This is a genomic window from Immundisolibacter sp., from assembly GCF_041625615.1.
Taxonomy (GTDB): Bacteria; Pseudomonadota; Gammaproteobacteria; order Immundisolibacterales; family Immundisolibacteraceae; genus Immundisolibacter.
In genome coordinates, this window is sequence record NZ_JBFJTF010000062.1 from 1 (window position 1) to 12973 (window position 12973).

At 66.3% G+C, this 12973-nt stretch carries 10 protein-coding genes; 4 read left to right on the top strand and 6 right to left on the bottom strand.

Annotated elements, in window-relative coordinates; all coding sequences use genetic code 11:
* Positions 1–275: 275 nt before the first annotated feature.
* Positions 276–1547 (top strand): TolC family outer membrane protein, encoded by a 1272-nt coding sequence (locus tag ABYX71_RS06555; RefSeq protein ID WP_372695716.1) that lies wholly within the window; start codon positions 276–278, stop codon positions 1545–1547.
* 156 nt (positions 1548–1703) lie between these two features.
* Here ABYX71_RS06555 and ABYX71_RS06560 read toward each other — a convergent pair whose 3' ends face one another.
* Positions 1704–5147 carry a methylmalonyl-CoA mutase family protein gene (locus ABYX71_RS06560; protein ID WP_372695707.1) on the bottom strand — a complete coding sequence of 1148 codons (3444 nt, stop codon included), beginning with the start codon at positions 5145–5147 and terminating at the stop codon, positions 1704–1706.
* Positions 5148–5477: 330 nt separating this feature from the next.
* On the opposite strand from ABYX71_RS06560, the gene ABYX71_RS06565 reads away from it, so the two are divergent.
* The 3 genes from ABYX71_RS06565 to ABYX71_RS06575 all read left to right on the top strand — a co-directional run bounded on the left by ABYX71_RS06565 (position 5478) and on the right by ABYX71_RS06575 (position 8607).
* Entirely contained in the window at positions 5478–6254 is a 777-nt protein-coding gene (locus ABYX71_RS06565) for a MinD/ParA family protein (protein WP_372695708.1), read from the top strand.
* Positions 6255–6424: 170 nt separating this feature from the next.
* Positions 6425–7474: a glutaminase A gene (glsA, locus tag ABYX71_RS06570; RefSeq protein ID WP_372695709.1), complete on the top strand. Its 1050-nt coding sequence runs from the start codon at positions 6425–6427 to the stop codon at positions 7472–7474.
* Positions 7471–8607, top strand: coding sequence for a response regulator transcription factor (locus ABYX71_RS06575; protein WP_372695710.1), 1137 nt, complete (start codon positions 7471–7473; stop codon positions 8605–8607). The genes glsA and ABYX71_RS06575 overlap by 4 nt, the downstream gene beginning before the upstream one ends.
* 7 nt (positions 8608–8614) lie before the next feature.
* Here the strand turns inward: ABYX71_RS06575 and ABYX71_RS06580 are convergent, their stop codons facing one another.
* From ABYX71_RS06580 to ABYX71_RS06600, 5 genes are all read right to left on the bottom strand, one after another.
* Positions 8615–8989, bottom strand: coding sequence for a response regulator (locus ABYX71_RS06580; protein ID WP_372695711.1), 375 nt, complete (start codon positions 8987–8989; stop codon positions 8615–8617).
* A gap of 6 nt (positions 8990–8995) precedes the next feature.
* Positions 8996–11227: a response regulator gene (locus ABYX71_RS06585; RefSeq protein WP_372695712.1), complete on the bottom strand. Its 2232-nt coding sequence runs from the start codon at positions 11225–11227 to the stop codon at positions 8996–8998.
* Complete coding sequence (locus tag ABYX71_RS06590; protein ID WP_372695713.1) at positions 11224–11775, bottom strand: hypothetical protein; 552 nt, start codon at positions 11773–11775, stop codon at positions 11224–11226. The genes ABYX71_RS06585 and ABYX71_RS06590 overlap by 4 nt, the downstream gene beginning before the upstream one ends.
* A 283-nt stretch (positions 11776–12058) precedes the next feature.
* Positions 12059–12580, bottom strand: coding sequence for a hypothetical protein (locus tag ABYX71_RS06595; RefSeq protein ID WP_372695714.1), 522 nt, complete (start codon positions 12578–12580; stop codon positions 12059–12061).
* A 166-nt stretch (positions 12581–12746) separates the two neighbouring features.
* The coding region (locus ABYX71_RS06600; protein WP_372695715.1) for a 16S rRNA (uracil(1498)-N(3))-methyltransferase at positions 12747–12973 on the bottom strand (227 nt) is incomplete at its 5' end.

A 12973-nucleotide genomic window follows, 5' to 3' on the forward strand; every position in this document is an offset into this window, starting at 1 on the left:
AAATCGACAAGGACGCGGAATGCCCCGGTGCCGCCGTTTGTGCGGCACCGGGGGAGCGCTCAATCGGGCGCCGAGCGCTTAAACGCTGCCGGACGTTTCCGTGGTGTCGTTTTTGACATGGCGTGTGTGACATAGTGAAGCGAAGGGGGCGGAGTTTGTCGATATACTCGCCATCCGGGTTCAGGGCAGGCGTCCCGTCAACCACTAAACGCTAGGGGATGGAATCTATGAAATCTGCATGTTCAGCAGCTTTGGCGGGGGTGCTGTCATTGGCGGTGACGCCGGTCATGGCGGGTGACCTTGCCGACACGATCCACAAGGCCATTGAGCACAATCCGGATGTACTGGTCACCCAGGACGACCGACGTGCCATCGAGCAGAATGTTCGCGAGGCCAAGGCCGGTTATTTGCCGCGGGTAGACGTGTACGCCGGGATCGGTGGCGAGAAGAGCGACAACACCTCCACCCTGGCGGCGACCGGTGAACAGGGATATCGCGGCCTTCACCGCGAGGAAAGCGGGATCACGATCACGCAGATGCTGTTCGACGGTTTCTTCACCAAGAATGAAGTGGCCCGTCAGAAGGCAACGCTGCAGGCCGCTTCCTACCGCGTGCTGGCGGCGGCCGAGGACGTTGGCCTGCGCGCGACGCAGACCTATCTGGACGTGCTGCGCCGTCAGGAGCAGGTGGAACTGGCCAAGGACAACCTGGCCGCGCACCAGCGCGTGTATGACCAGATCCGCATGCGCAGCGAGCGCGGCGTAGGCCGCACGGCGGACACCGATCAGGCTGCCGGTCGTCTGGCACTGGCCCAGGCGAACCTGGAAGCCCAGCAGGGCAATCTGCGAGACGCTCAGATTGCCTACCTGCGCGTGGTTGGCGAGATGCCGCAGGATCTCGACATGCCAGCGTTGCCGGTCGATGTCATGCCAGGGGATCTGCAGGCGCTGGTGGACGAGGCGCGTCAGACGCATCCGACGCTGGCGTCCGCCGTGGCCGACATCGATGCCACCATGGCTCAGCACGAGCAGGCTCGAGCGAACGATTTTCCGCGTTTCGACCTTGAGCTCGGTGCCACCCACAACAGCAATATCGATGGCGTGAGGGGGGCAGATGAGGACCTGATCGCCATGGTGCGGATGAATTACAACATCTACCGTGGCGGCGCCGATCTGGCGCGCAAGCGATCGACCGCGCATCGCATTACCGAGGCGAAAAACATCCGCGACCGTGCCGAAGACCAGGTCATCGAGGAAGCGAGTCTGTCGTGGAACGACTTTCTCACTGCACGGACGCGCCTGGACCTGCTGCGGCGCCACGCGGATGCGGCTAATGCGACCCGTACGGCCTACCAGAAGCAGTTCGATATCGGACAGCGTACGTTGCTGGATCTCCTGGACACCGAGAACGAGCGTTTCCAGTCGGAGATCAACTACATCGACGGCAAGTACCGGCTGATGTATGCCTACTACCGCATCGCCGCCAGCAAGGGCCAGTTGCTTGGCAGCCTGGGTGTGATGTCACCGGATGGTGGCCCGCAGAATTGACCCTTCGCGGTTGAGCACAAAAAACCCCGCTTCGGCGGGGTTTTTTGTTGGGTGTTTCCCGGTGGCGTCATGAGTATCGCAACGCCTGTCGCGATGGCCAGGGTGTTGCTGCCGAGTCGATGTCGTTCGCGGCCCGGGCGCCATCGGCGCCGCCGGTCACATGCTGCGCCGGTACTGGCCGCCGACCGCGTACAGGGCGTGGCTCATCTGGCCTAGCGTGGCATGCCGTGCTGCCTCCATGAGCGCGGCGAAGCTGTTTTCGCCGGCGGTGGCCGCTCGCTGCAGCTGCAAAAGCGCGCCAGCCGCATGGGTGGAGTGACGTGCCTTGAAGCCGTCCACGGCTTCAAGCTGCAAGGCCTTCTCGGCATCGGTGGACCGGATCAGTTCGCCGGCGAAAGGTGCATTCCCGGTGGTGTCGTTGGTGAGGAAGGTGTTCACGCCGACGATGGGCAGGCTGCCGTCGTGTTTCTTGTGTTCGTAGTGCAGGCTCTCTTCCTGGATCTTGCCGCGCTGGTACTGGGTCTCCATGGCACCCAGGACGCCGCCGCGCTCGGACAGGCGCTCGAACTCCTGATACACCGCCTCTTCCACCAGGTCCGTTAGCTGTTCAACGATGAAACTGCCTTGCAGCGAGTTCTCGTTCTTGTTGAGCCCCAGCTCCTTGTTGATGATGAGCTGGATGGCGACGGCACGGCGTACGGACTCCTCGGTGGGGGTGGTGATGGCCTCGTCATAGGCGTTGGTGTGCAGGCTGTTGCAGTTGTCGTACAGCGCGTAGAGCGCCTGCAGCGTGGTGCGGACGTCGTTGAACTGGATTTCCTGCGCGTGCAGTGACCGGCCGGACGTCTGGATGTGGTACTTCATCATTTGCGAGCGCGGTCCGGCGCCGTAGCGCTCACGCATGGCCCGCGCCCAGATGCGTCGCGCCACCCGGCCCAGCACGGCGTACTCGGGATCCATGCCGTTTGAGAAGAAAAATGACAGGTTCGGCGCGAAGTCGTCGACCCGCATGCCGCGCGCCAGGTAGTACTCGACGATGGTGAAACCGTTGGCCAGGGTGAAGGCGAGTTGGCTGATCGGGTTCGCACCGGCCTCGGCGATGTGGTAGCCGGAGATCGACACCGAGTAGAAGTTGCGGACCTGCCGATCGACGAAATACTGCTGGATGTCGCCCATCATGCGCAGGGCGAACTCGGTGCTGAAGATACAGGTGTTCTGGGCCTGATCCTCCTTGAGAATGTCCGCCTGTACGGTGCCGCGCACCGACTTCAACGTCTCGGCCGCGATACGCGCGTACGTGTCGGCGTCGACCACCTGATCCCCGGTGACGCCCAACAGGCCGAGCCCCAGCCCGTCGTTGCCGGATGGCAGTTCACCGGCGTAGGCCGGACGTGGCGCGTCGGCCAGCAGCGCGTGAATCTTCTGTTCAGCGGCCGCCCACTGCCCGGACTGGTGCAGGTGTTTCTCCACCTGCTGATCGATGGCGGCGTTCAGGAACATGGCCAGAATCATCGGTGCCGGGCCGTTGATGGTCATCGACACCGAGGTGCTCGGATCGCACAGGTCGAAGCCGGAATAGAGCTTCTTCATGTCGTCCAGGCAGCAGATGGACACGCCCGAATTACCGACCTTGCCGTAGATGTCTGGCCGCGGGTGCGGGTCCTCACCGTACAAGGTGACCGAGTCGAAGGCCGTCGACAGGCGTGCCGCCGGCTGGCCCTTGGACAGGTAATGAAAACGCCGGTTGGTGCGCTCGGGCGTGCCCTCGCCGGCGAACATGCGTATGGGATCCTCGCCGGCGCGGCGGTAGGGGTAGACGCCGCCGGTGTAGGGGTAGGCCCCGGGCAGGTTCTCGTTGCCGAGAAAACGCAGCAGCTCGCCCCAGTCTCGGTAGGGCGGCGGCGCCAGTTTTGGGATGCGCAGGTCCGACAGGGTCTCGACGTAGTTGTCGCCGCTGACGGTGCGCCCGCGCACGTCGTACGCGTAGTGCTCGCTTGTGACGGCGTCGTGGCGTGCGGGCCAGTCGCGCAGCAGGGCGAGCGACGCGTCGTCAAGCTCGGCAAGCGCGGCGTTGTAGCGCTGACGCAGCGTTCGCAGGGTGCGGTCATCGCTGTCGGTCAACGCCGCGGCCGGATAAGGGGTCAGCGCTGCGGGCAGCGCCGGATCCTCAAGCGCCGCAAGGCTCTGGTAATGGCTCTGGGCCAGGCTCGCTGCCTCGGCTTCGCGTTCGAGACGCGCGCGCACGCCGCGTCCGCTCGCGGTGATTTCGGCCAGATAGCGGGCCCGTGACGGAGGTATCAGTGCCTGGGCGCGCGGTTCGCGCTGACTCACGTCCAGGGCCGGTGTCCAGCGCGCGGCGTCCAGGCCCAGCTTGTCGACCAGCCGGCGGCACAGCGAGACGAACAGCCAGTTCACGCCCGGGTCGTTGAATTGGCTGGCGATGGTCGGGAACACCGGCAGGTCGGCGTCTGGCAGGTCGAACGCGTGGCGGTTGCGCCGCCACTGCTTGCGCACATCGCGCAGCGCATCCTCGGCGCCACGCTTCTCGAACTTGTTGAGTACCACCAGCTCGGCGTAGTCGAGCATGTCGATCTTTTCCAGCTGCGTGGCGGCGCCGTACTCGCTGGTCATGACGTAGATCGGCAGGTCTACCAGATCGACCACTTCGCTGTCGCTTTGGCCGATGCCCGCGGTCTCGACCACGATCAACCCGAAGCCGCAGTCGGCCAGGAAGTCGATTTCGTCCTTGAGGACCGCCGAGGTGGCCAGGTGCGAGCGACGCGTGGCCACCGAGCGCATGAAAATCCGCTCGTCGGCGAGCGCGTTCAGGCGAATGCGGTCGCCGAGCAGCGCCCCGCCGGTTCGCCTGCGGGTGGGATCGACGGCCAGTACCGCCACGCGCAGATGTTCGAATTCGCGCACGAAGCGCAGCAACAGTTCATCGGTGAGGCTGGACTTGCCGGCACCGCCGGGGCCGGTGATGCCGATGATCGGCGGACGCGCCGCGACGGCTTTGGGCCAGACCGCAGCCAGACGCTGGCGGGCCGGATCGTCTCCCTGGCGGGTTTCGATGGTGGTCAGGCAGCGGGCGATCGCCAGGTGGTCGGCCGTATCCGCAGGGCGCGTTGGCAGGGTGTCGACACGGTGCGCGGCGGTGCGTGCGAGCATGTCGGCAATCATGCCGTCCAGGCCCAGTGTGCGGCCGTCTTCGGGGCTGTAGAGACGCTCGACGCCGTACGTTTCCAGTTCCTGGATCTCGGCGGGCACGATCACGCCGCCCCCGCCGCCGAACACCCGCACATGGCTGGCACCCGCCTCGCGCAGCAGGTCCACCATGTACTTGAAGAACTCCACGTGGCCGCCCTGATAGGACGAAATGGCGATGCCGTCCGCGTCTTCCTGCAGGGCGGCACGCACGATGTCCTGCACGCCGCGGTTGTGGCCCAGGTGGACGACTTCCGCGCCCTGTTCCTGCATCAGCCGACGCATGATGTTGATGGCCGCGTCGTGGCCGTCGAACAGCGAGGCCGCAGTGATGAAACGCAGCGGGCGGTTGCCGGCGACGACGGCGCCTGCGTCGGGCGAACGCGCTGTTTGCATGAGAGCACTCCTGGGACGGCCGGTGTCTGAGCCGGTGCCCACCGGCGGGACGTTGGACGGAATTTTAAACGCCCGTTGAAGTGTGCGACGCTGTGCTGGTTGCTGGGGGGCGAGGCTGAGGGCAGTGCGCATCGGAATGGTGCAAGGACGCTGTCGTCGGGTGCAGCGCCATGTCCCGCCCGCTGACGGCTGCGCGCATCGCTCCAGTGGGCTGGCGTCGCGCCCTAACAGTGGCGTTTGGCAATAGGTTTTTTTGCCGTTCGCTCGACACAGATGGCCGCTTCGAGTAACCGGGCTTGTGTGGCACGCCTGCTGCATACATGAAAGTGCATGCGAGGCGTAACGGAGGGCAGCGTGGCGCGTACCGTATCGATTCATTCCTATCGCGGCGGAACCGGAAAATCCAACCTGGTCGCTAACTTGGCGGCCGCCTTGGCTCGTGCCGGCCAACGCGTGGGCGTGGTCGATACCGACATCCAGTCACCGGGCATCCACGTCTTGTTCGGGCTGGCGCCGGAGCGCATCGGCCACACGCTGAACGACTTTCTGTGGGGCGTCTGCGACATTGCCGCGGCCACCTACGACTGCACCGCTGCGGTTGGCCCGTGCAGCGGCTCGGTGCACCTGGTGCCGTCCAGCATCAAGGCCGGTGACATCGCCCGCATCATCAAGCAGGGGTTCGACGTCGGCCTGCTGAACGACGGATTCCAGCAGCTCGGGCAGGCGCTGGATCTGGACTTTCTGCTGGTGGATACCCACCCCGGTGTGAACGAGGAAACCCTGCTGTCGATCGCCGTCTCGGATTCCCTGCTGCTGGTGGTCCGACCGGACCGGCAGGATTTTCAGGGCACTGCAGTGACAGTCGACCTGGCCCGCCAGCTCGATGTGCAGGATGCCAACGTGGTGCTCAACAAGGTGCTGCCCGGTATGGACCACGCCGCGTTGACCGAGCGGGCCAGGGCGGCTTTCGGTATTCCGGTGCTGGCCGTGTTGCCGTTGTGCGAGGGCCTGCTGAGCCTGGGCAGCGAGAGCATTTTCGGCGTCTCCATGCCCGACGATCCGTATGCCGTCGGCGTCAGCGCTATGGCGGCCCGTCTGCTGGGGTAGCCAGCGCTTGCACGTGTGTTTGACGTTGCCCGTGGCCCGGGGCGTCAGGCCGGGTGCACCGGTGGGCCGATTCGCCGCCGATCCTGGCCGGTGTGGCGCAATGGCCCGCGGCGGGCCGACGTGTGACAGCCACAGGTCGGTGGTCTTGTAGTCGTTCGGGAGAGCGTGAGATGCCGGAGCAGTCATCCGATATTGGCGCCCTGGTGCGGGGCATCCGCACCGCGGTGTCGCCGTTTCGTTCCGTCCTGCGCGAGCTGCACGGAAGCTACAGTTCAGTGTCTGACGGAACGGTGGCCGACTACATTCCGGAGCTGGCCGGCGCCGATCCGGCCTGGTTCGGCATTGCCGCGGCAGGCGCTGCGGACGGCCAGTTGTTCGAGGCCGGCCACAGCGGGCTGGAGTTCACCATCCAGTCCATCGCCAAGCCGTTCGTGTTCGGTCTGGCGCTGGAAGACAACGGCCGCGAGAACGTGGCGGAACGGGTTGGCGTCGAGCCGACCGGCGATGCCTTCAACTCCATCATCAAGCTCGACGAGGGCAGCCACCGGCCACACAACCCGATGGTCAATGCCGGCGCCATCGCCACCGCTGCGCTGCTCAAGGGTGATACCCAGGTGGCTCGGCTGAACCGGCTGCTGGACATGTTTGGGCGCTACATCGGCCGGCGGCCGAAGGTGGATGTGGCGGTGTTCGCCTCCGAGCGGCACACCGGCCACCGCAACCGCGCCATCGCCCACCTGCTGCTGAACTTCGGCATGCTGCCGCCGAACGTGGAGGAGGTGCTGGACCTGTATTTCCAGGCCTGCTCGGTACTGGTCACGGCGCGCGACCTGGCCATGATGGCAGCGACTCTGGCCAATGGCGGCGTCAATCCGCTCACCGGCGAGCGCGCCCTGCAGGCACGGTACGTGCAAGACGTGCTGAGTGTCATGTATACCTGCGGCATGTACGACTACGCCGGTCAGTGGGCCTATGAGGTGGGGTTGCCGGCCAAGAGCGGTGTGGCGGGCGGCGTGATCACGGTGGTGCCCGGCCGCATGGGGATGGCCGTGTTCTCGCCACCGCTGGACAGCCACGGCAACAGCGTGCGGGGCGTGGCCGTGTGCCGGGAATTGTCGCGCCGCTTCGGGCTGCACTGCTTCAGCAGTGCGCCTGCTGCCGACGGCGCGCAGCTGCCGTGGCCGGCGCCGGGCGCCGCCACAAGCCCGCAGCCGGCATGATCGACATCGACTCCGCAGCTGCGGTGCAGCTGTCGCCGCGCCTGCTGCACGATCTGCGCACGCCGATTAACGCCATCCTGGGTTATTCGGATTTGCTGCTGGACGATGCGCCGGACGACACTGACCTGTGCGACAGGGTGCTGCCGGTTCGCGCGGCCGGCGACGAACTGAACGCCCTGGTCGGTCTACTGCCGGCGGCCGGTGTCGTGGAGCTCGCCTGGCTGGCATCGCTGCAGCCACCGCTGGTGCGTCTGAAAGCCGCCGTGGCGGTGCTGAAGACCCACTCCGCGGCTCCGGCCGAGGACGTTGCGCGCATCGAAACGGCGTGCGGGCGTCTGGATGGCATGCTGGCCTCCCTGGCGGCGAACGAAAGTCCGGTCGAGCCGATGGTCGGAGCCGTGTCTCAGGTGCGTGAGGTGCCGGTGCAGGCAGCCCCGTCGGGCAGTCTCATCCTGGTGGTGGACGACAACGATCTGAACCGCAATCTGCTGGGCCGACGCCTGCAGCAGCTCGGCCACCGGGTGGACGAGGCGGGTGACGGCGACACCGGCCTGCGCATGTTGCACCGCCGCACCTATGACCTGCTGCTGCTGGATATCGTCATGCCCGGCCTGGATGGCTACGAGGTGCTGGCGCGCCTGCGGGCGGATGCCGAGCTGTCGAGGGTGCCGGTGCTGGTGATTTCGGCGCTCACCGAGATGGACAGCGTGGCCCGCTGCATCGAACTGGGCGCCGTGGATTTCTTGCCCAAGAACGTGGACACCGTGGTGCTGCGCGCGCGCGTCAACCGCTCGCTGGAGCAGAAGCGGGCGCGCGACCGCGAGATGAGTTACCTGAGGGATGTGGCGCAACTGACCGCTGCGGCGGCGTGCGTGCGCGATGGCCAGGCGGTGGACATGACAGCCGTCGAGCGGGTGGGCGAGCGTTCGGACGACCTCGGCGAGCTGGCCCGCGCATTCGGCCGTATGGTGCAGGAAATCGCTCAGCGGGAGGCCGCCCTGCGTGCCCAGCTGGAGGAAGTTCAGCGCCTCGAGGTGGATGCCGCCAGCCGCAGTCAGGCGGTGGCGGCCATCGCGGAATCGGAGTATTTCCAGTCGCTGCGCGCCAAGGCACAGGCCCTCAAGAACCGTTGAACCGGTCTCAGGCGCCGTTGCCTTCGAGCAGGCCGTTCATCTTGGCGAGAAGCCGTTCCAGGTCGATGGGCTTGGTGTCGTAGTCGTCACAGCCGGCGGCCAGGGCCCGGTCGCGGTCCTCGCTCATGGCGTGTGCCGTCAGTGCGATGACCGGGATACCGGCCGTGGCGGGGTCTGCCTTGAGCCGGCGAGTGGCTTCCCAGCCGTCGAGCACGGGCAGGCTCATGTCCATCAACACCAGGGCCGGCGCCTCGCTGCGGGCGCGGGCTACGCCGGCGGCGCCGTCTTCCGCCAGCAGGACTTCGAATCCCCTGCGTGTGAGGCGTCGCGACAGCATGTCGCGATTCATCTCGTTGTCTTCGACCAGCAGAATCTTGGGCATGGCGGTTCATCCTTCAGCCAGGCGGGCCTTGATGCGCGTGTCGCGCAGCGCATGGCCGACCGCCGCTTGCAGGGCGCCGCGTGTCAGCTCCGATTTGCTGATCCACAGCGCGCTTAGCGTGTCGAGGCTGTCCTGGTCACCATCGAGCCGCTGCGAGGTGACGACGATGACCGGTGTCGACACGCGGTTTTTTTCGTTGTCGCGCAGGCGGGTGAGAAACTCCTGGCCGCTCATGCCCGGCATCAGCCAGTCCAGCAGGATGAGGTCCGGCTGTCGGTGTTGCATGAGGTCGAGCGCCTGCCAGCCGTCGGCCGCTTCCAGGAACTGCCAGCGCCCGTCGGCCAGAGCACGACGCATGAGCACCCGCGCCTCGGGATCGTCGTCCACCAGCAGCACTGTGCCCTCGCGCGGCACCAGGCCACAGCGGCGCAGGCTGGCGGCCAGCTGGTGGCGATCGACCGGCTTGGTCATGAAGTCCGCGGCGCCGAGCGAGAAGGCCATTTCGCTGTCGTCCAGCATGGTCAGCACGATGACCGGAATGGCGCGTGTGTCCGGGTCGTTCTTGATGGTCGACAGCACCGACCAGCCGTCCTGGTGCGGCATGAGCACGTCGAGGATGATCGCCTGCGGACGCTGGCGCTGCACGATGGCCAGTCCTTCGTCGCCGGTGGTGGCGGTGGCGACCCGATAGCCCTCACGGTTCAGCAGCCGGCCGAGCAGGTCCAGCATGCCGGGGTCATCGTCGATCACCAGCACCAGGTCACCGCCCTGTCCGGTCTGCGGCGGGGAGTCGATCGCCTCCTCCTCGACGGCGGCCTCGCTGACGTGCAGCGGCAGATCGATCACGAAGGTGGAGCCCACGCCCGCCGCCGAGCGCACGGTGATGTCGCCGCCCATCAGGCGGCAGAAGCGGCGGCTTATGCTCAGGCCCAGGCCGGTGCCGCCGAAGCGCTTGGTGGTGGAGGCATCGGCCTGGGCGAAGTCCTCGAACACCCGGCCCAGCTGCTCTTCGGTCATGCCGATACCGGTATCGGTGACGGCGAAGCGGATGCGTGGCAGCGGGCCGCTGTCGTCCGGCTGCACCTGCAGGGTGATGGTGCCGTGGTCGGTGAACTTGGCGGCGTTGGACAGCAGGTTGAACAGCGACTGCCGAAGGCGGGTCAGGTCCGCATGCATGGTGCCCGGATCTTGTGGGACGTCCAGCTGCAGGGTGTTGCCGTTCTTGGCTACCAGTGGCTTTACCGTGTCGACCACGTCCTTCAGCAGGGCATCGATCGGGAACGTTTCGAGACTCAGCTGCATCTTGCCGGCCTCGATCTTGGACAGGTCCAGCACGTCGTTGATCAGGGCGAGCAGGTGCTTGCCGGCGCTGCGAATGCGCTCCAGATCCTGCGACATCTGTGTGGCGGCCGGGTCGTCGGCGCTGTCGGACAGGTCCTCGAGCATCATTTCGGTGTAGCCGATGATGGCGTTCATCGGTGTGCGCAACTCGTGGCTCATGTTGGCCAGGAAGCTGCTTTTCAGCTGGTTGGCCTGTTCGGCCGCCTGTCGGGCCTCGTCGATGCCGCGCATCGCCTGCTGCAGCTGGCCGGCCATCTGGTTGATGCCCATTGCCACTTCCGCCAACTCGTCGTCATTGTCGAGCGAAATGCGGTAGGCCAGATCGCCGCTGCCGATGCGGGCGGTGCCGGCTTGCAGCTGCTGCACGCGTCGGCGCAAAAAGATAAAGAAGTGCAGGGTCACCACCACCACCAGCACGCCGGTCAGCAGCAGGCTGGCGATGCCGATGCGCCCGGTCAGACGCTCGAGCGTGGCGCCCTGTTCCCGCACCGCGCCTGCTTGTTGCCGGTGCAGGTCCTGCAACACGGCGAGCTGGTTGCCGGCGCGGCGCAATGCCGCGCGTGAGGATTCCGTGCTCTCGCCGGTACTGCCGCGCGGCATGGTGTCGCGGGCGGCACGCAGCGCGGCCACCGGTGGGGTGTTGCCCTGGTGGTCGGCCAGTTCCTGCAGTGTCCTGTCGAACGCCACCATCTGCGTCGGCGACAGGCCGGTGTTCGGGTCTGCAGCATCCAGCTGCAGCGCCAGCTGCTGCAGCAGCAGTTCGGTGCGTGCGGCCTGTTGAATACGTTCGGTACTGTTCGAACGCAGGTGCTGGCCCCCCAGCGTCAGGGCCACGCTGGCGGCGAACAACAGCAGGATCAGCCCGAACGACAGGAACAGCCGCTGGGCAAGGGTCATGAGCGCAGCGCCTGGAGCAACGTCGCGGCGCGCTGCTCGGAAGCGTCGTCGGGCGGTTGGCGCGTGTGCCGGCCAAGGCCTTCCGGCCAGGCGATGACGGCGCCGGCACGGCGGTCCCTGGCCAGGTTGGGCGGCAGCACGTCGCGCCGGCGGCGCTCGCGAAGTCCCGAGTAGCCGCAGCGACACCGCTTGTTGGGGCAATGCTTGAGCGGCAAGGGTGGTGCCCGATACAGGTCGAACGCATGCGTGCGCAACGATCGTGCGTGATCGCAGCCGCCGTCGACGGGCAGGCGCAGCATGACCGCCCAGTATTCGCCGGAGCGGCGCATGTCGCGCAGGTGCAGCTGCGGGTGGCGCGGGATGCGGCGGCTCTGCGTCCTGCTGCGGGCGGTGGCGGACGGCCCCAGGGTCCGGCGCGAGCCGAGCAGCTGCCACAGCGCACCGAGCAGTACGGACACCACGATTACCAGCGGCAACACCCAGACGAACACTGCCCAGTCGGCATGGCCGAGTTGTTGCCAGGTCTGTGCGCCCACTGCCAGCAGCACGCTGGCCAGTAGCCAGCCCGTCCAGCGGAGCCAGCGAGTGTGGCGGGGCCGGGTGGAATGCACGTCGTGTCCCTGCGCGATGAATCCGGTGTCGACCTTCTTGTATGCAAGAAGGTATGGCCAGAAAGATACCACAGACAGTAGGGGCTGCTAGTACCAGCGGCCCAATGGCATGGCGCTCTGTGTAACAGGTCACATTTGGCCGGCGCCGGTGTCCCGGTTGGCCGCTGGGCGCTTCGGCATTACCGCCGCCCGGTGGCGATGTTGGGAACCGTTTGGCGCTCTAGGGTCGACCGCCCGGCCAGCGCAGCACGCTGCCCTTGCGGCGGTCTTTGCTCAGGCCTGCAGGCAGGACGTTGCGCCGCCGGCGTTCGCGCAAGCCGGCGTAGCCGCATTTGCAGCGCTTGTTGGCGCATCCGGACAGTGGCAGCGACGGAGCACAGTACAGGTCGAATATGCGGTCGTTGAGTGCCTGAGCCTGTTCGCAGGCACCGCGATCCGGTAGCCGTAGTTTGACGGCCCAGTACTCGCCCGTACGCTGCATTTCCCGCAGGTGTACTTGCGGGTCACGTGGCGGGCGACGCGCCGAGGTTTCTGATGTCGTGAGGGTGTGCGTGGTGAGCGCGCGCCACAGTCCGGTGAGCACCAGGAACGCGCAGAGGCCCGCCGCCGGCAGCCAGATCAGACGTTCCCAGCGTGTTCCGGACAGCGGTAGCCAGCTGTCGGCGGCCACTGCCAGTGCCACACTGACTACAAGCAGACCTGCCCAGCGCGGCCAGCTGCTACTGGATCGGGCGGCGTTCACATGGTCTCCCTGTGGAACATTTGATTTTTGATGCTTATTTAAGATGCAAAAACCTACCACAGGACTGTTCACACGCATCTGACTAACTAGCGTATAGGGCCCGTTGTGTAACAGATCACTTGGGTGCAGTGGCTGGCGGTGGCGATGGCGCGGCGGGGCAGATAGGTCACCGTCCGAAATCGCCGCCCAGGGCCTGCAGCAGGGCCAAAGCCACCACGGCGGCAGTTTCGGTACGCAGCACGCGCGGACCGATGCGAACACCGCAATAACCCGCTGCCTGGGCGGTGGCAACTTCGGTTGGTGACAGACCACCCTCGGGGCCGATCAGTACGTTGACCGTGCCCTGGTAGGGGCCGGTTTGCATCAGCGCCTGTCCGGCCCGCGGATCAAGCA

What these genes read in the sequence shown, in the direction of transcription:
- glsA (WP_372695709.1), top strand. Translation starts at nt 6,425, where the DNA reads ATGCCGGAGCAGTCATCCGATATTGGCGCCCTGGTGCGGGGCATCCGC.
- ABYX71_RS06585 (WP_372695712.1), bottom strand. Translation starts at nt 11,227, where the DNA reads ATGACCCTTGCCCAGCGGCTGTTCCTGTCGTTCGGGCTGATCCTGCTG.
- ABYX71_RS06565 (WP_372695708.1), top strand. Translation starts at nt 5,478, where the DNA reads ATGCGAGGCGTAACGGAGGGCAGCGTGGCGCGTACCGTATCGATTCAT.
- ABYX71_RS06580 (WP_372695711.1), bottom strand. Translation starts at nt 8,989, where the DNA reads ATGCCCAAGATTCTGCTGGTCGAAGACAACGAGATGAATCGCGACATG.
- ABYX71_RS06575 (WP_372695710.1), top strand. Translation starts at nt 7,471, where the DNA reads ATGATCGACATCGACTCCGCAGCTGCGGTGCAGCTGTCGCCGCGCCTG.
- ABYX71_RS06560 (WP_372695707.1), bottom strand. Translation starts at nt 5,147, where the DNA reads ATGCAAACAGCGCGTTCGCCCGACGCAGGCGCCGTCGTCGCCGGCAAC.